Genomic DNA, 26,036 nt, shown 5'->3' on the forward strand with positions numbered 1-26,036 from the left:
TTGCTGCTCCCACCAGCTATTATTCCGACGGCATTGAAAATACTCCCGTTGGGCAAGCTGTTTCGCTCAAATTTAAACCACTAACTAACTTCATTAATACGGGAAATCCCCCTGCTTATGAGTGTGCGCAATTCGCTACGCAGCGCGCTGACCATCAGGGTGGCCGATACGCTCAGATCAGATTTCTATCTAAACCTCATCACGAATTTGCATTCATTGAATACAAACGCTTCGTCATATAAAAGAAACTGCTGCTTCTCATTGCAGGCTGACTACCTACAGGCGGGAAATGCATTTAACTTGGAATGTCATGTGAGCAGCAAACAAAGGGCAAATGGGTCTTCCCCAGCCACGTCATCATCCTTGCCGAACAAAGTAGTTGACGCAAAAAAAAACGTCGATATAATGCGCGGCTCCTTTCGGGTCGTTAGCTCAGTTGGTAGAGCAGCGGACTTTTAATCCGTTGGTCGCAGGTTCGAGTCCCGCACGACCCACCAAAGGAACTTCAGCGGTAAATCTTGGGGCGTTAGCTCAGTTGGTAGAGCAGCGGACTCTTAATCCGTAGGTCGTCAGTTCGAATCTGACACGCCCCACCAAGTATCTACGCGGCTCCCAGCTTGTTTTCAGGCTCGGAGCCGCGTTCTATAAAAACACCCTCTGTTCTACAATTATTCCGCTGCTGTGCTTTTATCTACGTCAGAACATAGATACTGGGGCCGTTGTCCCCGCCTCGGTTACAGACAAGTAGCAGCCTTCACACGCCAGTCTCGATACTGAAGGCTGACGCCTTTCGGGCCTTATCAAGCCAGTAATCAGAACAATTCATAAGTCAGCACTCTGCCGTCGCTGAGTTGTACCTACTGCGCACGGGCTGTCAGTGGCGATTCCTGCCGCAAACCTTCCCCAAGTAGCAAAGTGTTTATGCCCACTGGGGCAAATTGGGCCTGCAAGACTAGCCTGCTACGTGTGCATAGTCTGTTGGTTGCAGTTTATCGACCGCAGAAAATAGGGCTTACAGCTTTATCTTTTGGACGCTCATGAGGAGGATTTGGTCCGAACTTGCCGGAACTCAAATCGTGCCCCAGCTGTCGGAATAGCTCTGCGGGGAGTATCTGTGTAGCGGCATTGCATAATCACGCGTCATCAGTGGACGCCACCAAGGACGTCGATACGGTACTAGGGGATTCGCCAAGTGAAAGACATTGGCTGCCTTACCTACACTTGTCTCCCGCCAATACAGTGTATTGGCACAGCTAAACGGTGGGAGATGTCATGCATGAACTGAATCTATCTGAACGAGAGCAAGTAAGCGGAGGAAAATCCACTGGCACCATATTTTGCTCGATCTACAGATGTAGGGTTGTAAATACCAAGCGAAATGGCGCTATGGCGCAGTCAGGCAGTTCATCAAAACCAGGACAGGAAACCCGCCCCCTAAAAATTCCTGTTTAGAACCTAACCATCGCGGCCACTTCTCGCTCTAGCGCGCTCGCGTCGCCTATCTGTTCCAATACCGCCAAACGCCGCCAGCCAGGTCTTTGCTTTCACATAGATTTCTATATTTAAGCTTAGCGACTTCACTGAGGAGAGCCTGATTGGCTGCGTCCGTTGCGGCGCGCAATTCACGCTGATTTACGTGTCTCAATCCTGCTGGCTGCCGCGGCGATAAGGGCCTCACGTCCTTCTACGGGGCGGCAGCTTATCAACAGTCGAGAATAAGACTTGCAGCCTTAGTTTCTGGTCACGCATGAAGGATTTCTTGGGGGACTAGGGAAATTCCCACCATGCCTCATAAAAGCTAATAGATCCGCAGGTGGCGCTTGCATGGGCGCTAGTCACAACAGGATGGCTTACAGCGTATCGGGACAGATGCCCCATTGAAGCTCTCAATTTGCCGCACCTACACTCACGCCCCGTCAATAGCACCCTGTTGACGCGGTCTAAACAAGCAGAGCAAACAGAAAGAGATTCAATGCAAGTACTTAACCACCAGGACCTTGAACAAGTAGGCGGCGGAACGTTTGCTTATGAGAGAGTGATGAGCGCATCTTGTGACGAAGTCGTAAAAACCATAGGGCAAACAGAGTTACCCAATGAGCTGAAACAGTGGGTACTGACAGACATAACGCAAAAGCTCAATCTTTCTTGTCCCCAAGCTACTTTCACTGTAACTAATTCCGCAGCTTAAATAAGTCGCAGCGGCAGAAATCGTATTTAGGAGCGCAAAATGCAAGAACTAGACTTGATGGACATTGATTATGTTTCCGGTGGCATGTTCAGCGATACCGGATTCGGTGCAGCCGATGGCTTTCCACTGATGGATTTGTCTTTCACTACTTCAGAATGGGACATTGCTGCCTTTCCTAACGCCACGATCGCCTGTACCCATGCATGGTGATCACGCAACATAAATGCATACACCCGTACCCTCGGTAAAGATGCAGGCTTCAGTATGTTGTTGCCATCTCAAGCTTGCCCTCGGTGCTGTGTTTCGCGTTTGGGCCCACTTCCAACGTAGGGACCACAATAGCACTATGTATTTGGGTAGGCACACCGGTTAAGTTCATCGTACTTTGACGAAAAACTGACCTACGATGGCGGTCAACTGGTTACCTTGCTTCAAACCAGTTAGCCGCCTTTTAAATTGTTAACTGCCCAGGGTCTGTTGATGTTTCACTGCACCATAACCGGCTATCAATCCTGCGGTGCGCCCCCCACGGCCTTGAATAACTCTGCCAGATTTTTGAACTGGTCCAAATGATGCGTCAGCAATGTCTGCTCGGCTTGTCGCCGTTTGGCTTGCGCTTCCAAGACGGTTTTCAGCTCTGTATCCCCTGCTTTGTAACGACTCAACGCCAGAGTTTGATCAAGTCTGGCCAGTGTCACTATCTGTTCCCCTGCATCGGTATCGCGCTGTAGTTGTTGCCGACTCTGCAGGCTGTCATCCACTTCAACCAAGGCTTGGTAAAGCTGGCTGCGGAAATCCACCTCGGCTAGTTGATAGGATGCGCGTTGCTTGGCGACTTCAAGCTTGCGTTTATTTAACTCCAGGAAAGGCAGGCTTAGTGAAGCACCCAATGTAGCGACAGGATTTTGGAACAATCTGGAAAGCACGGTACTTGTCGTGCCCAGCTCCCCCGTCAGCGACATAGTTGGATAAAAACTGGCGCGCGCAACGTCTATTCCAGCCAACTCTGCTTTTAAACGTGCTTCTTTCGCCATGACATCGGGACGGCGCGACAAAATCTCCGCCGGCAACCCCGCGCTGATGGAGGGAAACACAGGCTGTAAGGACAATGGCAGAACTTGCAGCTGAAGCGAACCGACAGGTCTATCAAGCAGCAATGCCAACTTATTACGCTGCGTCGTAATCTTTGTCGATACTTGCCGCAGGGTTTTCTCAGCATTCAATAGCGCCAGCTCAGCCTGCACCACATCACTACGGCTGGCCTCACCATATTGCAGGCGGCTTTGGGCCAGGCCTAGCAATTGGCGCTGTTCTTCCAACGCCTGTTCAGACATTGACTGCTCTGTAAGCAGTGCGGCGAGTGTCCAGTATTGGGAAGCCGTATCGGCTTCCAACTTCAGCCGGGCCGCTTGTTCGTCGTAGCGGGTTGCTTCCCAAGTGAGTTGGGACTTTCGCAAGGTGGCATCCACCTTCCCCCAGAGGTCGGCTTCGTAGCTTATGCCAAGCTTGCTACTTGTGGATTTTGACCCGACACCCTGGTTGTTCAAGGCATAGGTTCTATTGCCAGAAAGGCTGGTGGAAACAACAGGTCCTGCTTTGTTTTCCTCAATCCCGGCATCCAGTTCTGCCTGCCGTAGTTTGATTGCAGCCTTGATCACATCCGGATTGCGCAAGCGGGCCTGGGTAATCAGATCGAACAAAACAGGATCATCAAAGCTTTTCCACCAATCATCCGCACGCTTGGGCAACGACTCATTGGACGTCACCGACCATTGCTCCGGCAGCGCCAATGCCGGACGGTGATAGGGAGAGTTCATGCATCCGGTAACCAGACCGGCACATAGCAATACATATAGCGACTTCATTCTCGTGCCAATGCCTCGATAGGGTTGAGCCTTGCGGCATTGCGCGCCGGCAAGTAGCCAAACAGCACACCAATCAATGTCGAACAGCCGAACGCCAGCAATACAGCCTCTAGGGGCAGGCTCAACCTCAAACTGCTGAAGAATACTGAAACCAGGGCACAAACCCCTGCCGCCAACAACACCCCTAACAAGCCGCCCACCAGACAAACCAGTACAGCCTCGATCAGGAACTGCTGCATCACATCGCTTTGCCGTGCGCCTACCGCCACGCGGATACCGATCTCCCGCGTACGCTCTGTCACCGACACCAGCATGATGTTCATCACACCAATTCCCCCAACAAGCAGGGAAATCACCGCAATGAGCGTCAGCAACAACGCCAACATGCGGATTGAGCGTTCCATCGACTTCAATATCTTGTCCATGTTGTACGTCATGAAGTCCTTCGTGCCATGGCGTTTTGTCAGCAGCTCAATAATCGCTTGCTCTGCCAGCGCTGGAGACTGCCCTTCTTTAATCCGGACGGTAATACCATCAAAGTGATTGCGCCCCAGCAATCTGCTACCTGTAGCTGTATAGGGTGCCCACACTTGTAGTTGGTTGCCAGGACGCCCCCGCTCCTGCTCAGCCACACCAATGACATGGGCCGGCATAGTATCGACCAGTACAATGCGGCCTATCGGATCTGTATCGCCAAACAGCTTGCGTCGCGTGTTGTCGTCGATCACCAACACCGGACGCCGCTCGCGGACGTCCTCGGCATTGAATAGGCGTCCCTGTGCCAGTTTGAGGCCACGTACCTGGAAGAACTGTTCACCCACGCTCTGCAAAGTGGCATTGACGTCCACGTTTCCGGCTCGAAGCCGCAAAGTGAGAAAGGTACTGGGTGTAACGCTATCTACATAGGATTCCGCAGCCAGTGCAGCCAAGTCTCCCTGGCTTAAGCTTTGAATGCTTGCAGCCGTGTCATCGCCAAAGTCACGGCCCCTGTAGATATCGATGGTAGTGGTGCCGATGGACCGGAAACTGTCCATCACATAATTACGTGCACCTTCTCCAAGCGCGACGATAGTCACCACTGCGGCAATACCGATGACAATGCCGAGCATAGTCAATGCACTGCGCAGACGGTTAGCCAGCATGGCGCGCAATGCCATCGCGAATGCTTCGCTGAATCGTCCCCACCAAGCAAAGGCAGGGCGTTCTACCGGCGTAGTCCGCTTCTCTGCGGTATCTAATCTGCTTTCTTCCGCCCGCCGTGAATCGCTGAGTATTCGCCCATCCTGAATCTCCACCGTGCGTGGTACCTGTGCAGCAATACCCGGATCATGCGTGACGATAATGATGGTGTGCCCCGCAGCATTCAATTCCTTGAGAATTGCCATCACCTCGCGGCCGCTTTGGCGATCCAACGCACCGGTGGGTTCATCCGCCAGGATCACCTCTCCACCATTGATCAATGCACGTGCGATGGATACGCGCTGCTGCTGCCCACCAGAGAGCTGGCTAGGTCTATACACATGCTTGTCACTCAGGCCCAATCGTTCGAGCAACGCATTGGCACGCAGCGTACGTTCTTCTTTTTTATCCCCAGCATAGATAGCGGGCATGATCACGTTGCCCTGGGCACTCAGATTGGGCAATAGGTGATAGCGTTGAAAGATAAAACCAAAATGTTCTCGTCTCAGCTTCGCCAACGCATCACTGTCCAGAACGCTGACATCCTGACCCGCAACCCGGTATTGTCCTGATGTCGGTGAATCCAGACACCCAAGAATATTCATCAAGGTGGATTTGCCCGAGCCGGAAACCCCCATGATGGCGAGCATTTCGCCATGCTCTACGGTCAGATTGATATCATCCAGTACCGTGACTTCACCGCCACCAGAAGGAAAACGGCGGCAGACATGGGACAACTGTAAGAGTGGCGTAGTCATCAGAAGCCTACCGAACCCGAACCATCCTCGCCCGGCTTATGGCTGACACGTGTAACCACCTGCTCCCCAAGCCTCAGGCCTTCGAGTACCTCAGCACGTGTTGCGGTCTTTAAACCAATACGTACCTGCCGGGTATCAAGCTGTCCATCCGCTTTGCGCACCTGTACCGGATATCGTCCATCCTTTTCCACAGGGCCAAGCACAGATAGCGGGATAGCCAACACTTGACGGGCTTCGCGTTCCAAGATGCCTACCTGTGCCGTCATGTCCACCCGCAAATGCTGGTCCAGATTGGGGACATCAAACAGCGTGTTATAAAACATGGCATTGTTGATTTTCTCGGGCTTGGGCTCAATGCTGCGTACCTGCCCCTTGATACGCTTTTCAGTGTCGCCCAGCAGGGTGAAATAGGCTTCCATACCGGGTTTTACACGGATGATGTCGGCTTCGGACACTTGGGCGCGCACCCGGATGGTTGAAAGATCTGCCAGCTTGAGGATGACCGGCGCCTGCTGCGCAGCGATGATCGTTTGCCCCTCCTGGGTTTCAATGCTGAGCACTTCGCCATCCATGGGCGCGAGAATGCGGGTAAAGCCCAAATCTATCTTTGCTTTATCTCGTTCGGATTGCGCCCTTCGGATTTGCGCTTCCAGGCCGAGCAGTGTCGCTTGCTGCTTCTTGACCTCTGCCAAGGCGGCTTCCAGCGATTTTTGCGTTGTGGATTCATCGCGCATCATCGCCTGTTGACGTGTCAGCTCCTGCTTGGCCTGTTGCAAGCCTGCCCGCGTAACGTCACGCTGCGCCAATTGATAATCCAGATTAGCCTGTGTACCTTTGAGCCCGTTCTGTGCGTGCTCCGGATCGATCTCCGCAAGCAGTTGGCCTTTTTTCACGGTACTGCCAGCTTCGACATATAACTTCTTAAGCTGGCCATTTACCTGGGCACCCACGTCCACCTGTTTGATGGCTTTCAATACCCCACTCGCCAGCACCTCCTGCTTCAAGTCTTCTTTTGTAACAGGGGTTGTCAGATGCTGGGGCGGTTCAGACCTACCAAAGAAAACCTTCCAGCCCAAAAATCCCAGCGCCACCACAATGGGCAAATAGATAAAAACTCGCTTGCGATTGGCAAATTTCATTTAACTCAAGCCGTTTTAAGCAAATGAATTTTGTCGTAAGCAATGCTAAATAGTTGCAAGAAGTAAGGGATTTGGAAGGGGACAGGCCTTATATATCGTCAGGGTAAACAGGTCTGAATCCAGCCTGGGCAGCGTTAAGCCGCCACTTGGTGAATATTGCCGCCAACAATCAGTCTTACCGCGAACGCACCTGGGGCCTTTCGCTTTTTGGCATTGACCAATCCAAGCAAAGACTCAGGCTGCGCTTCTATTAAAGAAGCGCGTTACCCATCACGCCACCAGCGGCGGAGTATTGCCGTACCGGCAACGACCAATGCGACAAACAGTACTGCCAACAGCACCGTCAGCCAGACAGGCTGGTTGGCTGCGCGTAGGATTTGTTCGGAAAACAGGGCGCTGATCAGCAACAGCGGCAATATCCCGACCGCGTTGCCAAGCAGAAAATCACGTAGACGAATGGCGCTGGCGCCAGCAACCAGATTGATTACCGCGTAAGGCGCAACGGGCACCATGCGGATGGCAATGACACTGATGACCCCGCGCCGGGCAAGCTGTTGGCTGATGTGGTTCAACTTCGGGCCCGCCAGTTGGGCAACCGCAGCCTGCCCCAACCATCGCCCGCACATAAAGCTGACCCAAGCCCCCAAGGTGGCCCCAAGCCACGCATAGACAGCACCAAACACGGGTCCAAAAGCCAGGGCAGTCACCACCGCCAAGACGCTGAGCGGCACCGCCAGCGCACAGGCCAAGGCAAAACACAGCACGGTCACCACCGGCCCAAGCTGATCGCCCCAATGCTGCACCTGCACAGACAACGTCGTCAGGCTGAGCCAGTGCCGAGCCGGCGTCCATTGCAAACCAATACCCAGCAGCAGCAAGACGGCAAGCAATAACAGAAAAACACGGCGGCGGCGGCGCAGCCCAGGCAGCGCATCAGGCGCTTCCGCCATGTTCCGCTCCTTCTTCTTTTTGAACCGCGAGCAAGACATTCGCCAGCGCCTGTACGTTGGCCGGGTCGAACATCGAGCCATGCAGGCCAGGCACCTCGCAGCTGCTGAATTGTCCTTGCAAGAGGCTATACCAGGGGCGGAACAGCGCGTGCTCCCAGTTTGCCAAGCCCGACGATTTCACCAACAGAATACGGCCGAGGAATGCAGTTGGGTGATACTCCCCCAATGCCATGATTTGGGAAACCAAGCCAGCATCGCCGAACATTGCGCCAAGGCGACGTCCATTCATGCTCAATTCCTGCACGTAAAGATTGCGTGTCAACCATCCCAACAAGCGCCAGAAGCGGGGCTTACGCAGCAGGGAACGCGGATAGACTGTGTCTATCAGTACGATGGCGCGCACAACCAAGCCGCGCTGCTGCAATACACGTGCCGTTTCCAGGGCAGTAATGCCACCCACCGAAAAACCCGCCAGCGTAATACTGGTTCTACCACTCGCGGCAATCCGCGCGGCATAGATTTCCGCCAGATCCTTTACACTCTTGAATGTATTGGCCGGCGGCGGTTGCAGCATGGAGAGGTTACAGCCAGAGCCCAGCGCATGCGCCAGATACCGAAAACGCAGTAAATCGCCATGGCCCGATGCGGCAAGGTAAATCCCCCCCTCTCCAGGTTGGCCCGACAGGGGCAGCAGAATACTGGCGGGGCTGAATTCATCGAGCAACGCCAGCGCCATATCAGCCACGCTCGGGTGCTCTGTCAGCAAGAGCAGCGAGGCATGCTTGCCGGTCAGCTTATCGATGCCACTCAATATATCGATTGCCGCGAGCGAATCGCCCCCCAGTTCGAAAAAACTGTCTTCCACCGAAATATCCTGGCGGTGCAACGCCGCCTGCCACAGCGGTAGCAAATCACGCTCAAGCCGGCTGGCAGGCCCTCGCCCACACGGCCGTATCTGCTCGGAAGGCAGTACACGCAGGGCTTGCTGGTCCACCTTGCCGGAACTGGTCATCGGCAATTCCGGCAGCACACTGATACGCGCGGGCAGCATATAGTCCGGCAAGCGGCTGCGTAGATGGCGTTGCAAGATATCTACCCGCAAGCCGGGCGCTGCCACCCAGGCATGCAGATAAGGTTTGTCATCCGCACCGTGCAACAGACAGATAGCCTGCACCACCCCCGGCATGGTCAGCAAAGCGTGCTCAATCTCTCCCAGCTCGATGCGATAGCCGCGAAGCTTGATCTGGCGGTCAGTACGGCCAAGGAAGTGCAGGTCGCCATCGCTGCTGAGCCAGCCACGATCCCCTGTGCGATAGATGCGCTCGCCGGGAAGGAACGGATCGGGCAGGAAGACGGCCCGATCCAGATCCGGCCGGTGTAGATAACCCCGTGCCAATGTCTTGCCGCCAATATAAATTTCACCCGCACAGGCAAAGGGGAGTAGTTGCTGCTGCGAATCGAGTACATAGATCCGCGTATCGTCAACCGGCCGCCCTACTGGCAGCGCGGCTTCGCTACTACGCCGTTCGCACTCCCACGCGGTCGCAAAAATACAGGCTTCGGTGGGGCCATAGACATTGAACAAACGCCCCTGGGTTTGGGTGAGAAAGCGCTCAGCCAAGGCCGGGCTCAACACCTCCCCCCCGCAGCAGGCCACACGCAGACGCAGGCCCTGCCGGCTCACCGCCGCATTCAGAAAACGCTGCAACGTGGAGGGCACAAACGCCATGATGGTCACACCATGGCGTATGGCAAACCCCGCAATCGCTTCTGGCGTAAGCCGGCCGGGCGGGGGCAATGCCACGCTGGCGCCATGCACCAAGGGCAAAATCAGCTCGATCAGCGCAGGGTCGAAGGTCAGCTGGGTAGCCTGCGCGGCACAATCGTTACTAGTAATGGCATAGTTGCGCGCCAACCAAGCCAAACGACGCGATAACGCTGCATGTTCAACCATCACCCCTTTGGGGCGGCCGGTTGAACCGGAGGTAAACAACACATAGGCCAAGTCACCGGGCGCAACCACGGGCCAATCGATTTTCACCGTCACCGCAGTTGGTGGAACAGTGGTGTCCACCACCTGTGCATGCAACGTCTTCAGCCGCGGTAGCGCTTCCGCATCCACCAATACCGCCAATGCCTGGCTCTCCTCCAGCACAGCTGCGAGGCGGGCATCGGGGGCATCCACGTCCAGTGGTAAGAACGCTGCCCCTGACTTGGCAATGGCCAGGATGGCAATCACCGCTTCGACAGATCGCCGCATGCACACAGCAATAACGACATCCGCACCCGCACCCAACTGGCGTAACTGCGCGGCTCGGGCCTGGGCGCGTTGATTCAACCCGGCATAGTCGAGTCGATGCCCCTCCCAAACCACGGCGCAAGCATCGGGCAGCAATGCCGCGTGGTGCTCAAACAACGCAATGAAGGGTCGTATCGTTGCATGGTGGGCCTGCTCGTGGTGCAAACCATCGAGCAACGCCCAGCGCTCTTCCGCCGGCAGGTGGCTGAGAGTATGCACAGGCGCTGTCGGCGCATCAATCATCTGCGCGATCAGGTGGTAAAGCCGGCGGCCCAACAAGTCCACTTCGCCGGCGTTGAAGCACAGTGCGCTGCCTTCAAGCACCAATTCAATATCCTGGTCCTGGGCGAACTCGCATACCGTTACCCCCAACGGATACCGCGCAATGCCGGTAAAGAACTGGCGTGAGCCAACCGTCTGCGCCTCACCAAACTGGACGGTGTAGTCCTGCCGTTCAAATGACAGCAGCACATCAAACAAGCTATCGCGATTTTGCTGGATCGCATGCAAGCGTCGGCCCGTCTCACTCAGTGGGTAATGGGCATGGCGCAATGCCTGCCGCAACACGCGGTTGACGGTAAGCAACAATTGCTCTGCCGAGGCGAGGCGATCTACCGGTACACGCAAGGGCATTACACCGACATACATGCCCAGCGCTTCCCGATTACGCCGCCCTGTACGGTTCAGACAAGGTATGCCGATCACAACCTCATCCAACTGCTGCACGCGCGCAAAGTAGAGCGCCAAAGCACAGAGGAAAACGGAAAACTCGCTTTGTCCATGCTCGTTGGCGAACGCCAGGATACGGCCATATTCAGTACGGGGAAGATGCAGCACCGCCAGCTGGGCAGCAGGCAACGCATCTGACGTACTGGCCGCGTAATGGCGTTCGAGCAGCGGTGGCGGCAACTTAGGCAGGAGGCCTTGCCAGAAAACAGCATCCTGCTGGAAGTTGGCCGACCCACGATAGGTTTGCGTTTCCTCAATGAAACGGCGGTAGGCGGTAGGATCAGTGCAGGGTTCCGGGTCACCCTGCACCTGCGCCGCATAACAGGTTGCCCAATTGCGCATCAGCTGGGCGGTTCCCCAGCCATCCATGACCAGATGATGAAACTGCAGCATCAGGCAGTGTTCGGTTTCGCCATTGCTGAGCAACACAATACGCCATGGCGGCGTGCCATCAAGTGGGAATGCCTCGCGGGTCTGCGCCTGCCAGATGCGCTCTGCCTCTGCCACAAAGTCCACTACTGCCGGTAGCGTGATATGTACCAGACGGGGTTGGTATTCCGCCAACAACTGCTGGACGCCATCCGCCAGCGGCGCTAATCGAAGCGCTTCGTTCTCGGCCACCAGACGCAGGAATGCCTGCTGGAATTTGGGAAGGTCTAAATGCCCACGGACAAACACCCCGCCGCCAATGGTGAGGTGGGCGCTGGTGGGCCATGCTCGCTGGTCCAGCCATACCTCCCGCTGGGCAAGCGACAAAGGCAATGCCTGATCGGCTATTCCAGAATCGACTGTCGGTCCCACTTGGCGATCTCGGCGATGGTATAGCGATAAGCCACTTCGACGATTTCACTGGCGTGGCGATAGCCCATCAGCGGAAATTCAGCCACAGGTGGTTCCAAGTAGAAATCGGCTAGCGAAATGGTGCGCATGCGCTGGGTCAACCCGCCCATATGGCTTGCGCGGTAAAGAATGTCACCAATACCCGGTGTCGCCGCCTCGCGGTTGGACAGATGGCTCTTAATCTTGCCCCAGGCCGAGAGCCGGCGCACGCTGGGGTCAACACTGAGATGCTCTCGCACATCCACATCCACTGCGATGATCGTACCGTTACCCCGACGTTTCTCCAGCGGGGTACCCAGCCGCATACGCATGGCTTCAACGGGTACGTTGTCGAGGATCGCGCCGTCCACCAACAGGTCGCCATCGCTTAGCACCGGTGGTAACAGCCCTGCTGGTGAGTTGCTGGCCATGACCGCCCGCCAAAGCGGCCCTTGGTCCTGCACGGCGGTGCATGCGCGGCTCAGATTACACGCCGCCGCAAAGTAAGGACGCCAAAGCGTATCGATACGCGCATCGCCAAACATGGTTTGCAGATCACGCTCCATCCGCGTGTTCGACAGCATTGAAACCATCGGCAGGGTAAACCGCACACCGCCAGCCGCCAGGGCTTGGGTCCCGGCCAGAATCTCATCCAATGTCGACCCACATGCGTACTGAGCGCCGATAAGGGCCCCCATGCTGTTGCCGCCCACCAGGTCGATGGGAATGCCGGCCTCTTCCAGCGCCCGCAACACACCCAGATGTGCAAATCCACGCGCCCCGCCGCCGCCCAACACAATGCCCACCGCCCGACCGGTCAGAAACCGTCCCAGCCTTGCGAAATCCTCTTCGCATTCGCGCCGGACAAGGTAGATACGCTCCAGCTCCCGCCCTTCTCGCCAGGGAATGGGTTCGGATGGCCGTATCGTGCCTTTTGGGTGCAGCAACACAATATGCTGGCGTTTAAAGGAAAAACCCGGCTCGCTGCGTAGTCTGTGTTCCAGGTCATTCAACGCGGGACTGGCCGCGTGGCTGGTAACGAATACCACTTGGTCGGCATGGCGGACGGCATGGCGCGTCCAATCGCCCAGGTTTGCTTGCGCCTCGTAGATCAGATAGTCCGACTGGGTTTCGAGCGCATCTACCGACCCGATGCGTCGTGCAATTTGATCGGCAGACGATTCGCCATCGGTCAATGCCTCGGGCTGCAGATGGCGCACTCGTCCCAGTTTGCCCAGCGCTGCCGCCATACCTGCGCACAGTACCTGCGCCTCGTCTCCTTCTTCCAAAGGCACCACCACATACGACTGCGCCCGGCGTCGTTCCGACAGTTGTGGCGTATGGCGCAGGTAATGGTATATGGCTTGGGAAAACAGCTGATTGAACAACAGCGGGTTTCCCATGATCAGGGCTTCATATCCCGCCCGGGGCAACTCGGCCACCATGGAATCACGTAGGGCAATCACGTCGGCAGTACGCGGTTGCTGCAGAATCATCCCGGTTTCGCCCACGCATTCCCCTGGGCACAGCTCGTTGTAAAGCAGCCGATTGCCCTCCCGTGCATAGCGGGACACCCGCAACCGTCCACTGAGCACAATGATCATGCTGTCCGACGCGGCGGATTCCTTGAATACCAACTCCCCCGCATTGACATGACGCAGTTCCAGGCGCTGTGCCAGTGCGTGCAGCCATGCAGTATCGAGCGCACCAAACAGGCGACTGGCTCGCAAGATAGCCAGTACCTGATCTAATGCCGCATCAGGATCGACGTCGATCAAAACAGCACTCCCGGCAAGTTTCCCAGTCGATTTGGAATGGCTATGAAAAACAGCCACATGCTCGCATTTGCACGAGCCGCATCTAACTGTAAGACACGGTGGAAAACTTACCAGTCACACCCGACTAGCGACGCTGCTGATCCTCATGCTGGCGCCAGCGTTCCTGCAATTTGGCATATTTCACAAATGCAAAAAAACTGCCAATGGCGATATGTGCAAAGCCTGCGGCCCCGTCGCGCCAGCCACTGCGAAATAAATAAAATCGTATAAACCGCGCCAACGGCGAGCTCACCAACTTCCCCACGCCGGCACGCTTTCCCGCCTTGAAGAGTTGGTCGACCTGGATATCAGTGTATTTGTTCTGTTTGGCGATATAGCTGCCAACTTCCTCGGCGGAGTCATGCAGCAAGTCCCCCGTAACCGTCCCAATCTCACTGTCGGTACGGACAAACTCATGCACCAAGTCTTCAGTCCAATTAGCGCGGCGACGGTCGAACAAGCGAATATTCCAGTCCGGGTAACCTTCACCATGACGCAGATAACGGCCAAAGAAACTGTTACGTCGCGCAATGCGATAAGCCACAAAGGCAGGGCTGGCCAGCTCGGTACGAATGGCGGCAGCCAACTCCGGCGTGAGGCGTTCATCCGCATCCAGGCACAAAACCCAGTCATGGCTGGCCAGACTCACCGCCAACCGTTTCTGCGGGCCGAAACCGAGGAAATCTTGATGGCTGATACGCGCGCCATGGCGCTCAGCCAGCGACACCGTTGCATCGACGCTGCCCGAGTCAACCATAACGATCTCATCCACCAACCCGCGGACAGAGGCCAGGCACGGCTCAAGCTGGGAGGCGGCATTCTTGGTGATCAAGACAAGGCTGAGTTTTTGCATGTTGCTCAAGAGAAGATTGAAAGGGTCGATTTCTGCGCGCGAATTTTAGCCGAGGAAGCCCCTCCCCTTATAATCGCGCCATGCCAAAGATACTGCTGATACGTTTGTCGTCCATGGGCGATGTCATCCACAACTTCCCCGCAGTGACCGAACTACGTGGACACTTTCCCAACGCCAAGATTCACTGGGTGGTGGAAGAAGCTTTTGTCGGCTTGGCCGGCTTGCATCCGGGTGTAGACCAGATTGTGCCCTTTGCACTAAGACGCTGGCGCAAAAAGCTCTTGAATGCGGGCAATCGCGCCGAAATGCGCGCCTTTCGTACGACAATAGAAAAAGGGCGGTACGACCTTGCCATCGACACGCAAGGACTGCTTAAGAGCGCGCTGGTTGGCAAACTCAGCGGCGCGGCTTTGGTTGGATATTCCCGCCGTTCCGTGCGCGAGCCGTTGGCCTGCCTGTTTTACGATCGAAGATTCGATATCCCAGCTGTTCATGTCATCGAGCGCAATCGCCTCATTACCGGCCGGGCGCTGGGTTACACACCCAGCGGCCAGCTGAACTACGGCATACAGCCCCCAGCCATCACGCTGGATTGGCAACCTAAGCAACCCTATGTGGTTTGCCTTACCGCCACCTCAAGCGATGCCAAGCTATGGGATGAAACCAACTGGATAACCCTATGCCAATGGCTGCTGCTCGCACACGGTCTGCAACCGGTCTTCCCGTGGGGTAATGAAGTGGAACATGCACGCGCAATGCGGCTGGCTGCCGCCTTACCCGGCAGCCTGGTGACGCCACGCTTTTCTTTGGTGGAAGGTGCACGTCTCTTGGCCGATGCCCAGATTGCCATTGGCGTCGATACCGGTTTGATGCACCTTGCCGCGGCGGTGGATATCCCTACGGTAGGAATTTTCTGCGATTCCGACCCGCACAATACCGGCGCAATCGCACGCACCTTCTCGCAAAACCTTGGGGGCATACAACAACCGCCCAGTGAAGCCGCAGTGCGCGAAGTAGTGATGGCGGCCTTGGCAGCGAAGCGCTGATATGGCGATGCTGTGGCGCGTTTTATATAGCTTGGCCTGGTATCTGGTACTGCCTTGGGCGTTTTTCTACTTATGGCGGCGTGGCGCCAAGCAGCCTGCCTATCGCCATGATTGGCGTGAGCGTCTGGGGTACTATCCCTCGCGCCCCACTGCGCCTGTGATATGGCTGCACGCCGTATCGGTAGGGGAAACGCGCGCGGCGGCCGTGCTGGTGCAAGCATTGCAACAACGTCATCCCGACCACCACATTGTGCTGACCCAGATGACTCCCACCGGCCGTGATACAGCCCGTCAGTTGTTTGGGGACCATCCCAACGTCAGCTTTGCCTATCTACCCTACGATCTTCCCGATGCGGTGCACCGCTTCCTGCGGCATTTCCGCCCTCGCTTTGGCATATTGATGGAAATGGAAATCTGGCCAAATCTGATTCACGGCGCAGCCTCCGCCAACGTAGCGCTTTACCTACTCAACGCGCGCCTATCCGAGAAGTCATTGCGTGGTTACTTGAAGACACGGTGTCTCGTTGGCCCAGCCATGCTGAAACTGGCCGGCATCGCAGCCCAAGGGGAAGACGATGCACGACGAATACGCCAGCTAGCAGCGCTCAACCCCATCGTCAGTGGCAATATCAAGTTTGATATGACGGTAGACCCAAGCCTGCTCGCCCTGGGCCAACAATGGCGACAACAATTCGGCCAGCGCCCAGTCTGGATCGCGGCAAGTACCCGAGAAGGCGAAGAAGCATTGCTGCTAGATGCGCTGGCCCAGGTAAAACTACCAGACAACAGCTTGTTGCTATTGGTGCCACGCCATCCCCAGCGCTTCGATGAAGTCGCCACGCTGTTGGCGCAGCGCGGCTGGACAACACAGAAACGCAGCGCTTGGTCTGGCGACACCCCCTTGCCCACGGAAATCACCGTACTACTGGGGGATAGCCTGGGTGAGCTTGCAGCCTACTACGCCGCAGCTGATGTGGCTTTCGTGGGCGGCAGCCTGCTGCCCTTTGGTTGCCATAGCGTGATTGAACCCTGCGCTCAGGGTATTCCGGTGCTCATCGGGCCCTCTAGCTTCAACTTTGCCGATGCAGTGCGCGAGGCTGTGGCGCTAGGCGCTATCATTCAATGCCATACCGCAACGGTTGTTGTGCAAGAGGTTGCCCACCTCCTCTCAGACACCGATACGCGCCAACAGATGCGTGCAGCAGGACTCGCCTTTGTCGGCAAGCATCAAGGGGCCGTGCAACGTGCCATGGCATTACTACCGTAATTCGTGGAATAAAGCGTTGCTGCAAAAACAGCCTATTTAAGCGATGAATTACGTCGTTTTGCCACCATGGCTGCCAAAGCGTCACGTAATGGCGAAGGAGGGAAAGTCCGGGCTGCCTCATCCAGTGCGCACAACGCCGCCTCGCTAAGCGCCAGATTTGGTTTTGCTTTTTTCTGCTGATGCGGTAACAGTTCGACTTGTACCCGCCAGCGGATTGCGTTAATTTTCATGCCTGCATCATTAAGCTGCACGACCAAACGTGCTTCCATTTGCTTGAATTTGGCCAACAACGCAGGACTGCGCGTTGCCACCTGTAGGCAATCCCCCTCTAAGCTAACTACACTGCTCAAGCCGGCCAACTCTGCTGGCACCGCAGCTTGCCATAGGCTTTCCAACTGACGTTGCGCTGCAGCCAAGCGTTGCAGGCGCGCCAATTCGGGTGAGCTTAGTAGGGGTCGAAAGGTGTTGTCACGCATATGGGGTGGGCAATTGCTGGCCAGTTAGATTCTGCCAGTGCATGAAAGGACTCGCACAAAGCATGAATATCATTTTAGTTTCCAATCGCCTATCGCGGGCAATTACGCTGGGGCCTCGTCACCTTTGGTTATTTGGCGCTTTTGTTGCGCTTGCGATTCTGGGGTCTCTAACGCTGGCAAGCTGGGCCACTTACTCTCTCACGCGTTCATTTGGCGTCAACCTGCCCGTCTTACCCGGCACTTCTATTTCCCAACAACATCAGATCGACCTGCTGGCCGTCAAGCTTGGACAGATGCAAGCACAGCTACTGCGCCTGGACGGCCTGACCCACCGGGTAGCAGACCAAACCGGTATCGACCCGAAGCCCTTTCAGAGCAGTACGGATGCGCCGCAAGGTGGGGCAACATCGTCGCTGCCCGAAAAACTCATGAGCCTGCCGGAATTGATGGCAAGTATCTCAGAAGCCGACAAACAAATTGAAACCAGTCTCGACCATTTTGGTCTGGTCGATGTCATCCTGACCCAACGCAAACTCAATACCTTCCAGGCACCAGCCAATCTACCTACCTTATCGGGACTCCGTTCCTCGGTGTTTGGCTGGCGTATCGACCCCTTCAATGGCCGCCAGACTTTCCATGAGGGCATAGACTTTGTTGGCGACATTGGCACACCCATTTTTGCAGCCGCTGGCGGTAAGGTGCTACGGGCGGAGTACCATAACGAATATGGTAATATCGTCGAAGTAGAGCATGGCAATGGTATAACTAGTCGCTACGCCCACACTTCCCGCTTGCTGGTGAAGGAGGGCGATATGGTAAAAACCGGGGATCGGATTGCCCTATTGGGTAATACCGGTCGCTCTACCGGGCCACATCTACATTTCGAGATCCGTTACAAGGGTATTCCACAAAACCCCTTGTTCTTCTTGAATGTGGCAAAGCGGCCCGACGCAGCAACGGCGGCACTTACGCCGGCAGGTGATTGAAATTGCCGCATCCAGCACCATATGCGTGGCTGATTCGGCAATGATTGGATATCACGGCGGATCGGTGGTTTCGATCCGCCTTGTTTTTGCGCATTGGCGCACTACTTCGACAAGCACCAGGGCGCATGCCCACCTGGATACACGATGATCCCTTCTCTCCTCAAAAAAGTGTTCGGCAGCCGCAATGACCGGTTGCTCAAGCAATACGGCGCCGCAGTTCGGCAAGTCAACGACCTGGAAAGCAGCATGCAAGCCTTGTCGGACACCGACTTGCAAGCCAAGACCGGGGAGTTTAAGCAGCGCGTAACGAAGGGTGAAACCCTGGAAACCATCTTGCCGGAAGCCTTCGCGGTGTGCCGCGAAGCCTCCAAACGCGTCATGAACATGCGCCACTTCGATGTGCAGCTGATTGGCGGCATGGTGCTGAACGACGGCAAGATTGCAGAAATGCGCACCGGGGAAGGTAAAACCCTGGTTGCCACGCTGCCTGCGTATCTGAATGCGCTGAGCGGCAAGGGTGTTCACGTCGTAACGGTCAACGACTACCTTGCCCAACGTGATGCGGCCACCATGGCCAAGCTGTATAACTTCCTGGGCCTGACTGTCGGCGTCAACCTGAGCCAAATGCAGCACGATGCCAAGCAGGAAGCTTACGCGGCCGATATCACCTACGGGACCAACAACGAATTCGGTTTCGATTACCTGCGTGACAACATGGTCTTCGCGACCAACGAACGGGTGCAGCGTGGCCTCAACTTCGCCGTCGTCGATGAAGTTGATTCGATCCTAATCGACGAGGCCCGCACTCCGCTGATCATCTCGGGCCAAGCAGACGACAATCTTGATGTCTACGCCCGCATGAATCTCATCGCCCCCAAGCTGGTGCCGCAAAAAACCGAGGAAGGCGAAGGCGATTATTGGGTGGACGAGAAAGCCCACCAAGTCGTGCTATCCGAAGCGGGCCATGAACATGCCGAGCAATTACTGGCTGACGCGGGCTTGTTCGCCCCTGGCGACAGCCTCTATTCCACCAGCAATATCGGCCTGATGCACCATCTGTACGCCTCGTTGCGTGCCTATGCCCTGTTCCATAAAGACCAGCACTATGTGGTGCAGGATGACGAGATCGTCATCGTCGATGAATTCACTGGTCGGATGATGCCGGGCCGGCGCTGGTCGGAAGGCTTGCACCAAGCCGTTGAAGCCAAGGAAGGCGTCACGATTAACAAGGAAAACCAGACCCTTGCGTCGATCACCTTTCAGAACTACTTCCGTATGTATGGCAAGTTGTCCGGCATGACGGGTACAGCCGATACCGAGGCGTACGAATTCCAGCAGATCTACGGCCTGGAAACCGTCATTATCCCAACCAATCGCCCCATGGTCCGCAAGGACATGAACGATCAGGTCTTCCGCACAGCAGCCGAGAAATTCAACGCCATCGTGCTCGATATCAAGGGTTGCCAGGATCGGGGTCAACCCGTGCTGGTGGGTACAACCTCCATCGAGAATTCCGAGTTGCTGTCGGATCAACTCAAGGCGGCGGGTTACGAGCATAACGTGCTAAACGCCAAGCAGCATGCCCGTGAAGCTGACATCGTCATCCAGGCTGGCCGCCCCAGCATGATCACCATCGCAACCAACATGGCGGGCCGTGGTACCGATATCGTCCTTGGCGGCAATATCGAGCCCCAGGTGAAAACGATTGAAAACGATGAGGCGCTGTCCGAAACGGAAAAGCGCTTGAAAATCGACAAGCTACGGGCCGAATGGCAGATTTTGCACGACAAGGTGTTGGCTGCTGGTGGGTTGCACATTATCGGCACCGAGCGACATGAAAGCCGCCGTATCGACAACCAGTTGCGTGGCCGTTCCGGCCGCCAGGGCGATGCCGGCTCAAGCCGCTTCTATCTGAGCATGGAAGACACGCTGTTACGTATTTTTGCAGCCGAACGCATCGGCGCATTGATGCAGCGCTTGAACCTGCCGGAAGGTGAAGCGATCGAATCGGGCCTGCTCTCCCGCGCTATCGAAAATGCACAGCGTAAGGTGGAAGGCCGTAACTTCGATATCCGCAAACAGCTGTTGGAATATGATGATGTTTCAAACGAGCAGCGCAAGGCAATCTACGCTCAGCGCAATGAACTGCTTGATTCTACTGACGTGGCCGAAACCATCAGTAATCTACGCCTGGGTGTCATGGGTGACTTGGTCGATCAATACCTCCCACCCGGCAGCATGGAAGAGCAATGGGACACGGCAGGGCTTGAAAAAGCCTTGTCTGAATTCCAATTATCGGTACCGGTAGCGCAATGGCTGAAGGAAGACACCACACTGGAGATTGATAAGGTTCGCCAGCGCGTCATTGATGCGGGAGAGGCAGAATACGCCGCCAAGACAGAACGCGTAGGCGTCGATGTCATGCGTCACTTCGAACGCGCCCTCATGCTGCAAATTCTGGACCAGCAATGGCGTGAACACTTGTCGGCGCTGGATCATCTGCGCCAGGGCATCCACCTGCGTAGCTACGGCCAGAAAAACCCCAAGCAAGAATACAAGCGTGAGGCCTTTGAGTTATTCGAAGGCTTGCTGATGCGTATCCGCCGCGATGTCGTCCAACTGGTGATGACTGTGCAGATCCGCTCGGAAGAAGATGTCGCCGCGCTGGAGCAACACGAAGAGCCTGCCGCAGTGCAATACCATCATGCAGACTATGACGAAGCCCTGGCAAAGGTGAGCCCTGAACCGGTTGCAACCCAACCACAATTGCGTCAGTTCGACAAGATTGGCCGCAATGACCTCTGCCCCTGCGGATCGGGCCAGAAGTACAAGCACTGCCACGGTAAGCTCACTTAAACACGGTGGACTTATACCAAAGTAAAAAGCCGCTCACAGAGCGGCTTTTTACTTTCTGGCGTTGGCAAGAACAGATGCTTGACAAAGACTGGTAAGACGGCTTTTTAAAATTACCCATCAAGTCACATTGGCGATACCTAGCCCATCTCCTTAAGCAAATTGGCAAGCTCAACTGCCGATTTAACACCCATCTTCTCCAGTACACGCGCACGGTGTACTTCTACGGTCTTCATGCTGATATCCAGGGTATCGGCAATCTGCTTGTTCAACTTGCCTTCCAGGAATAAAGCCATCACTTCACGCTCACGCGGGGTCAGCTCAGCAAGACGGCGCTCTATTTGGCGTTGACGTTCATACGATTTCCGACGATCACCATCCAGTGCCAGACAATTTTCCACCAAACTAACCAAGGCGTTGTCATCAAAGGGTTTCTCGATAAAATCCACCGCCCCCTGCTTAAGTGCCGCCACGGCCTGTGGTACGTCGCCATGGCCCGTAAGAAAGACAGTGGGCGGGCAATAGCCACGGGTACTCAGCGTTTGAAACAACTCCAAACCGCCCATGCCAGGCATCCGCAAATCCAGTACTAAGCAGCCAAAACGGCTGGCATCCCGGTCTGCCAGCAAGGCAGCCGCCGATTCAAAGGAAGCGAGTTGATGGCCCCGCGATGCAAACAACCATTTCAAGGCGTCACGGACTGCAGCATCATCATCTACTAGAGCGATGCGAGGGTCAGACAACATATTCGATTTCCTTAAGTTTATTTAGCGGGCTCAGGTGGTTGCTCGGCTAATGAAGCCGGCTTGAACGCGAGCACACGGGCCGGATTGATCGGTAAACTGACCACAAAACGACTACCGCCTTGAGAGCGCGCCTCCACCCAAAGCCGGCCCTGATGATGTTCAACGATGGTACGACAAATATTTAATCCCATGCCCATCCCTTCCGCTTTCGTGGTGTAGAAAGGCATGAACAACTTTTCCACATCTTCCGGCGCAATACCGGGGCCAAGGTCTGCTACAGAAATATCCAACCATCCGTCACGGCTCTGTGTCTCTAAGGTTAGGATGCGGCGAGGCTGTGCGCCATCAGCCATCGCTTCGATTGCGTTCTTGCATAGATTGAACAATACCTGTTCAAGCATCACGCGATCAGCAAACAACTGTGTATCGTCAGCCTGACGTTTCTCGACCAAACGAACACCGTGCCGGTTTAACGGCGCCGCCAGCAATGACAATACCGTATCAACCAAATCTCCTACGCGACACGGAGAACGCTTGGGTTCGCGCTTTTGTACGAACTCGCGGATACCACGGATGATGGCGCCGGCACGACGCGATTGTTCAACAATCTTCTCCAGCGCATTATCCAATTCAGCAGGCGTAAGTTGACCACCACTGACCAGATTTCGACATGCGGTGCTGTAGCTGGAAATTGCCGCCAAAGGTTGGTTCAGTTCATGGGCCAGACTGGATGCGATCTCACCCATGGCAATCAGGCGAGCGGTCTGTTGCAGCTTTTCTGCCTGCAAGCGTTCCCGCTCATCCGCCTGCTTATGCTCGGTTACATCGGTAGCGATATCGAGCCAGACCGGTGACTGATCAACCCAGATGGTCTCACGACGATGGTTGTGATACCAGCGTCCCAGGATCGGATCGCACCATTCGTTTTCTGGATCGGTTTCACGCAGCGGTAACGCGCAGAATGGGCCATCAGCCTCCGCCAGATTGAACGCCTCGTTAAAGGCACGATTGGAAAGCAGCAACTCGTGGCTTTTACGGTCGGTTACGGCCACAGCGGCATCCAGTCCATTCAACACCGTCACAAAGCGCACATGCGACGCTTTCAGTGCCTCACGCTCACGATTCAACTCCGTGACGTCCGTCATTGATGACACCCAACCGGTGTGTTGCCCCTCCCCATCTATCAATGAGCTGGCATAGAGACGCACATCAAAACGTTCACCATTGCGGCGCATAAAGCGCATGGTGACGCCATTGACTGGGCATTCACCCCGCAAGATCGCCTGGAACACCGTTTCGCAATGGACGCGCGTCTCATTCGGCCAAAAAGGAAAGGGCGGACGACAGCCCAATAGCCACTCCGCCTCAAAGCCCACCATCCGGCAAAAAGCGCGATTCACATGCAGCGTGCGCCCTTCCTCATCAGTTGCCAGAATGCCCGAAACAAGCGAGTCCTCCATCGCCCTGCGCATATTCATCTCACGCTGCAAGGCCCGCTCGGCACTAAGCCGCTCCTGCATATGCCGCTTCAGCACCCATAACGACCACAACATCAATGCCGATAAACCAGCCAAGACTCCATACAGCGCTTGCTGCCAAAACGGCCATCCAATTTGATACACAACCGCGCGCAATCGCAGGCCATAACCTGGCGGATCGAAAGCAATGTCGTAGCTATTTAACCCTGCAGCATCGATTGTTTGATCGGGGCGGGCAGCCAACGTATTTCCTTCAATATCGAGGAAAGCCAGTTGGTAGCGCTGCGCTATCCACCAGGGGACATAAGTATTCAAAAGCCCCCGCAGCGAAATCAGGGCAATAAAAGCACCCGTGGTACGATTTCCCTGCACCGCCGGAAAAGCCATCGCCACCACCTGGCCCGCGCCGGGGTAATTAAATGCCGGCGAGCTGGCCGGCAAACCGATGCGGGCTGCTCTCTGCATGGGTTCGAGCGCAGCCGGCACTTGGTGGATAGGGGCAAGCGCCTGCGCCGGGTAGCTCCATACCGCATCGCCGAACTCATCGGCAAAGGCGATGGCAACCACCTCCGGACTATTGGTCATAATCGCAGCGGCGCGACCATAGAAACTACCTTCGCTGAGGTCACCGCGCACCTGATCATGCGCCAAACCTTCCAACTGACTTTGCCTACTGAGTAGCTCTGTACGCAACACTTGCTCCTGCCACAACACATCTTCAATCAATGCATCGCGTTGAGCATCTCGCTCATTACTACGTACAAACCACAGCAATGCCACACCGACAGCCAAAAAGGAGATAAGCGCCAAGTTGGGCATGGCCCAAAGCCAGCGGGCTGGACGAGGAAGATTGGAGTGACGTTTCATCAGCAGAACCCTATTCTAGCCAGCCGATTATGCCGCCTGGGGCTTTCCCGCATAGGGCAATTCCCCAATATAAGCGGCCACCCGTTCACCGAGATTATCTTCACAAAATATCGCATTGCACCGTAGCACAAAGGCCGTTTGGGTTATCTAAGGAAGAGAAAATGCGCTGGATCAGCCTACTGTTTATCGCCATTTTGGCGCTGCCACCCCGGGCGCAAGCGACTGATCCAATCATCATCAAGTTTAGCCATACAGTAGCGTCTGATTCGCCCAAAGGCCGGGCGGCCATCAAGTTCAAAGAACTAGCGGAAGCGATGACCCAGAGCAGGGTCAAGGTCTTGGTCTACCCCAACGGCCAACTACACCAAGACCGGCAGGAACTGGAGGCGCTGCAGATGAATGCCGTCCAGATGCTCGCCCCCGCGCTGGCGAAACTGGCGCCGCTGGGTATTCGTGAATTCGAGCTTTTCGACCTGCCTTATCTTTTCCCTGACGAAACCGTGCTGCATCAAGTAATGGACGGGCCCATCGGCCAGGGCCTGCTGCAAAGGCTGGAAGAGAAGGGTCTGCTTGGATTAGCCTACTGGGACAGTGGTTTCAAGCATTTCTCAGCCAATCGGCCTTTGCGTACATTGGAAGACTTTCGTGGCTTGCGAATGCGCATTCAACCCTCACGGGTCCTGGATGCACAAATGCGCGCCCTAAATGCCATCCCGCAGGCTACCAGTCAAGCTGAGATTTATGGTGCCCTGGAACGTGGGGTGGTGGATGGCACTGAGAACCACTCTGCGCAGTTTGACAATCAACAACTGATTAAGGTGCAAAAACATCTCACCTTATCGCGCCACGGTTTTGTAGGGTATGTGGTGTTGGTCAATCAACGTGTCTGGTCTGACCTGCCGGGCAATATTCGCCTAGCACTGGAGCAAGCCCTTCGCCTCGCGACCCAATATGAACGACAGATAGCCGTCGAACATAATCACCAGTCATTGGCGCGTATTCGTGCTTCAGGCAAAACCGAGATCTATACCCTTCCGCAAAGTGAGCGCGAACGGTTACGCAAACAGATGCTGCCTGTGCACCGCCAATTCATGAAAGTGATAGGGCCCGATCTGATTGAAGCCGCCTACCGTATTGCTGCTGAGAGTGTGTTTTAAAAGTCTCAAACCGTTCTCATGTATTGGATTTTGACATGGCTAAAAAAGTAGCGGCAGAAGAAAGCGGCAGTACCCGACCGATTTAAGCGACAAGTGCTGGGAACGGTTTGAGACTTTTAAAACACGCTCTGAGAAGTCATAGAAAAAAATACTGCTATTGAATAGCTATACTAGTTTCATTGTATAAGTGGCATAAGCAATGATTGATTATCCGCGACTAAGAACCTGTCTAAAGTCTCGCGAGCTAGGGCAAGATAAGGCGAAGACAGCCAAGGAAGCGGAGTTTACAAGTGGTAAATGAGCATTCCGAGGGTGTTTTCAACGCCATATTGTCGACGCACAGCAGACTTTAAACAGGTTCTAAGAGAGCACCAGCTAGGTTGATAACCGCCTAATTAATCACTGATGTTACGCAGTGCATACGCTAACCTGTCGCAATGAAGAACAAAGAACTCGATTTGTACACCGACTATTTGCTGAGCACGTTTGGCGCGGCGACAGCAACGGGCTTGTCGGCGATGGTAGGTGGTGCAGTGAGCCACGACCAGGTGACGCGTTTTTTGT

16 protein-coding genes, 2 tRNA genes and 1 pseudogene are annotated in these 26,036 nt (G+C 55.4%); 9 read left to right on the forward strand and 10 right to left on the reverse strand.

Going from position 1 to position 26,036, the window contains the following annotated elements; all coding sequences use genetic code 11:
* Window positions 1–421 precede the first annotated feature (421 nt).
* From CSQ89_RS06250 to CSQ89_RS22400, 3 genes are all read left to right on the forward strand, one after another.
* A tRNA-Lys gene (locus CSQ89_RS06250) sits at window positions 422–497 on the forward strand.
* Window positions 498–520: 23 nt separating this feature from the next.
* Window positions 521–596: transfer RNA gene (locus CSQ89_RS06255), tRNA-Lys, on the forward strand.
* A 1,631-nt stretch (window positions 597–2,227) separates the two neighbouring features.
* Window positions 2,228–2,398 (forward strand): hypothetical protein, encoded by a 171-nt coding sequence (locus CSQ89_RS22400; RefSeq protein ID WP_158228914.1) that lies wholly within the window; start codon window positions 2,228–2,230, stop codon window positions 2,396–2,398.
* 296 nt (window positions 2,399–2,694) lie between these two features.
* Here CSQ89_RS22400 and CSQ89_RS06270 read toward each other — a convergent pair whose 3' ends face one another.
* From CSQ89_RS06270 to CSQ89_RS06300, 7 genes are all read right to left on the reverse strand, one after another.
* Window positions 2,695–4,053 carry an efflux transporter outer membrane subunit gene (locus CSQ89_RS06270; protein WP_099405325.1) on the reverse strand — a complete coding sequence of 453 codons (1,359 nt, stop codon included), beginning with the start codon at window positions 4,051–4,053 and terminating at the stop codon, window positions 2,695–2,697.
* Window positions 4,050–5,990, reverse strand: a complete 1,941-nt coding sequence (locus CSQ89_RS06275; RefSeq protein ID WP_099405326.1) for a MacB family efflux pump subunit — start codon at window positions 5,988–5,990, stop codon at window positions 4,050–4,052. The genes CSQ89_RS06270 and CSQ89_RS06275 overlap by 4 nt, the downstream gene beginning before the upstream one ends.
* Window positions 5,990–7,129, reverse strand: a complete 1,140-nt coding sequence (gene macA, locus CSQ89_RS06280) for a macrolide transporter subunit MacA (protein ID WP_099405327.1) — start codon at window positions 7,127–7,129, stop codon at window positions 5,990–5,992. Before macA ends, CSQ89_RS06275 begins: the two co-directional genes overlap by 1 nt.
* Window positions 7,130–7,392: 263 nt before the next feature.
* Window positions 7,393–8,079: a TVP38/TMEM64 family protein gene (locus tag CSQ89_RS06285; protein ID WP_158228915.1), complete on the reverse strand. Its 687-nt coding sequence runs from the start codon at window positions 8,077–8,079 to the stop codon at window positions 7,393–7,395.
* Window positions 8,063–11,908 carry a non-ribosomal peptide synthetase gene (locus tag CSQ89_RS06290; protein WP_099405329.1) on the reverse strand — a complete coding sequence of 1,282 codons (3,846 nt, stop codon included), beginning with the start codon at window positions 11,906–11,908 and terminating at the stop codon, window positions 8,063–8,065. The genes CSQ89_RS06285 and CSQ89_RS06290 overlap by 17 nt, the downstream gene beginning before the upstream one ends.
* Window positions 11,881–13,704: a cyclic nucleotide-binding and patatin-like phospholipase domain-containing protein gene (locus CSQ89_RS06295; RefSeq protein ID WP_139022860.1), complete on the reverse strand. Its 1,824-nt coding sequence runs from the start codon at window positions 13,702–13,704 to the stop codon at window positions 11,881–11,883. Before CSQ89_RS06295 ends, CSQ89_RS06290 begins: the two co-directional genes overlap by 28 nt.
* 124 nt (window positions 13,705–13,828) lie before the next feature.
* Complete coding sequence (locus tag CSQ89_RS06300) at window positions 13,829–14,596, reverse strand: glycosyltransferase family 2 protein (protein WP_186293305.1); 768 nt, start codon at window positions 14,594–14,596, stop codon at window positions 13,829–13,831.
* A gap of 80 nt (window positions 14,597–14,676) precedes the next feature.
* Here CSQ89_RS06300 and waaC point away from each other — a divergent pair, with 80 nt between their 5' ends.
* Together waaC and waaA are read left to right on the forward strand one after the other, a co-directional pair.
* Window positions 14,677–15,642: a lipopolysaccharide heptosyltransferase I gene (gene waaC / locus CSQ89_RS06305; protein ID WP_099405332.1), complete on the forward strand. Its 966-nt coding sequence runs from the start codon at window positions 14,677–14,679 to the stop codon at window positions 15,640–15,642.
* Window positions 15,643–15,649: 7 nt separating this feature from the next.
* Entirely contained in the window at window positions 15,650–16,909 is a 1,260-nt protein-coding gene (waaA, locus tag CSQ89_RS06310; RefSeq protein ID WP_099405340.1) for a lipid IV(A) 3-deoxy-D-manno-octulosonic acid transferase, read from the forward strand.
* A 32-nt stretch (window positions 16,910–16,941) separates the two neighbouring features.
* Here waaA and CSQ89_RS06315 read toward each other — a convergent pair whose 3' ends face one another.
* Window positions 16,942–17,385: a DciA family protein gene (locus CSQ89_RS06315; protein WP_099405333.1), complete on the reverse strand. Its 444-nt coding sequence runs from the start codon at window positions 17,383–17,385 to the stop codon at window positions 16,942–16,944.
* A gap of 62 nt (window positions 17,386–17,447) precedes the next feature.
* Between CSQ89_RS06315 and CSQ89_RS06320 the strand changes: the two genes are divergently transcribed.
* Both CSQ89_RS06320 and secA read left to right on the forward strand, forming a co-directional pair.
* Entirely contained in the window at window positions 17,448–18,371 is a 924-nt protein-coding gene (locus CSQ89_RS06320; RefSeq protein ID WP_158228916.1) for a M23 family metallopeptidase, read from the forward strand.
* A 144-nt stretch (window positions 18,372–18,515) separates the two neighbouring features.
* Window positions 18,516–21,227 carry a preprotein translocase subunit SecA gene (secA, locus tag CSQ89_RS06325; RefSeq protein ID WP_099405335.1) on the forward strand — a complete coding sequence of 904 codons (2,712 nt, stop codon included), beginning with the start codon at window positions 18,516–18,518 and terminating at the stop codon, window positions 21,225–21,227.
* A gap of 137 nt (window positions 21,228–21,364) precedes the next feature.
* Here the strand turns inward: secA and CSQ89_RS06330 are convergent, their stop codons facing one another.
* Both CSQ89_RS06330 and CSQ89_RS06335 read right to left on the reverse strand, forming a co-directional pair.
* A complete protein-coding gene (locus tag CSQ89_RS06330) occupies window positions 21,365–21,970 on the reverse strand; it encodes a response regulator transcription factor (protein WP_099405336.1) in 606 nt (201 codons plus the stop codon).
* A 17-nt stretch (window positions 21,971–21,987) separates the two neighbouring features.
* A complete protein-coding gene (locus CSQ89_RS06335) occupies window positions 21,988–24,315 on the reverse strand; it encodes a PAS domain-containing sensor histidine kinase (RefSeq protein ID WP_099405337.1) in 2,328 nt (775 codons plus the stop codon).
* A 161-nt stretch (window positions 24,316–24,476) separates the two neighbouring features.
* Between CSQ89_RS06335 and CSQ89_RS06340 the strand changes: the two genes are divergently transcribed.
* Both CSQ89_RS06340 and CSQ89_RS06345 read left to right on the forward strand, forming a co-directional pair.
* The gene (locus CSQ89_RS06340) at window positions 24,477–25,472 is read left to right on the forward strand and encodes a DctP family TRAP transporter solute-binding subunit (protein ID WP_099405338.1); all 996 of its coding nucleotides are present in this window, start codon (window positions 24,477–24,479) and stop codon (window positions 25,470–25,472) included.
* Window positions 25,473–25,909: 437 nt separating this feature from the next.
* Window positions 25,910–26,036 (forward strand): annotated as a pseudogene (locus CSQ89_RS06345) (IS701 family transposase); the annotation flags it as partial.

The organism is Chitinimonas sp. BJB300 (assembly GCF_002735695.1).
Taxonomy (GTDB): Bacteria; Pseudomonadota; Gammaproteobacteria; order Burkholderiales; family Chitinimonadaceae; genus Chitinimonas.

Coding starts and splice junctions, on each gene's coding strand:
- CSQ89_RS06320 (WP_158228916.1), top strand. CDS start 17,448: ATGAATATCATTTTAGTTTCCAATCGCCTATCGCGGGCAATTACGCTG.
- CSQ89_RS06335 (WP_099405337.1), bottom strand. CDS start 24,315: ATGAAACGTCACTCCAATCTTCCTCGTCCAGCCCGCTGGCTTTGGGCC.
- CSQ89_RS06275 (WP_099405326.1), bottom strand. CDS start 5,990: ATGACTACGCCACTCTTACAGTTGTCCCATGTCTGCCGCCGTTTTCCT.
- CSQ89_RS06340 (WP_099405338.1), top strand. CDS start 24,477: ATGCGCTGGATCAGCCTACTGTTTATCGCCATTTTGGCGCTGCCACCC.
- waaC (WP_099405332.1), top strand. CDS start 14,677: ATGCCAAAGATACTGCTGATACGTTTGTCGTCCATGGGCGATGTCATC.
- CSQ89_RS06285 (WP_158228915.1), bottom strand. CDS start 8,079: ATGGCGGAAGCGCCTGATGCGCTGCCTGGGCTGCGCCGCCGCCGCCGT.
- CSQ89_RS06315 (WP_099405333.1), bottom strand. CDS start 17,385: ATGCGTGACAACACCTTTCGACCCCTACTAAGCTCACCCGAATTGGCG.
- waaA (WP_099405340.1), top strand. CDS start 15,650: ATGCTGTGGCGCGTTTTATATAGCTTGGCCTGGTATCTGGTACTGCCT.
- CSQ89_RS22400 (WP_158228914.1), top strand. CDS start 2,228: ATGCAAGAACTAGACTTGATGGACATTGATTATGTTTCCGGTGGCATG.
- CSQ89_RS06270 (WP_099405325.1), bottom strand. CDS start 4,053: ATGAAGTCGCTATATGTATTGCTATGTGCCGGTCTGGTTACCGGATGC.
- macA (WP_099405327.1), bottom strand. CDS start 7,129: ATGAAATTTGCCAATCGCAAGCGAGTTTTTATCTATTTGCCCATTGTG.
- CSQ89_RS06330 (WP_099405336.1), bottom strand. CDS start 21,970: ATGTTGTCTGACCCTCGCATCGCTCTAGTAGATGATGATGCTGCAGTC.
- secA (WP_099405335.1), top strand. CDS start 18,516: ATGATCCCTTCTCTCCTCAAAAAAGTGTTCGGCAGCCGCAATGACCGG.
- CSQ89_RS06300 (WP_186293305.1), bottom strand. CDS start 14,596: ATGCAAAAACTCAGCCTTGTCTTGATCACCAAGAATGCCGCCTCCCAG.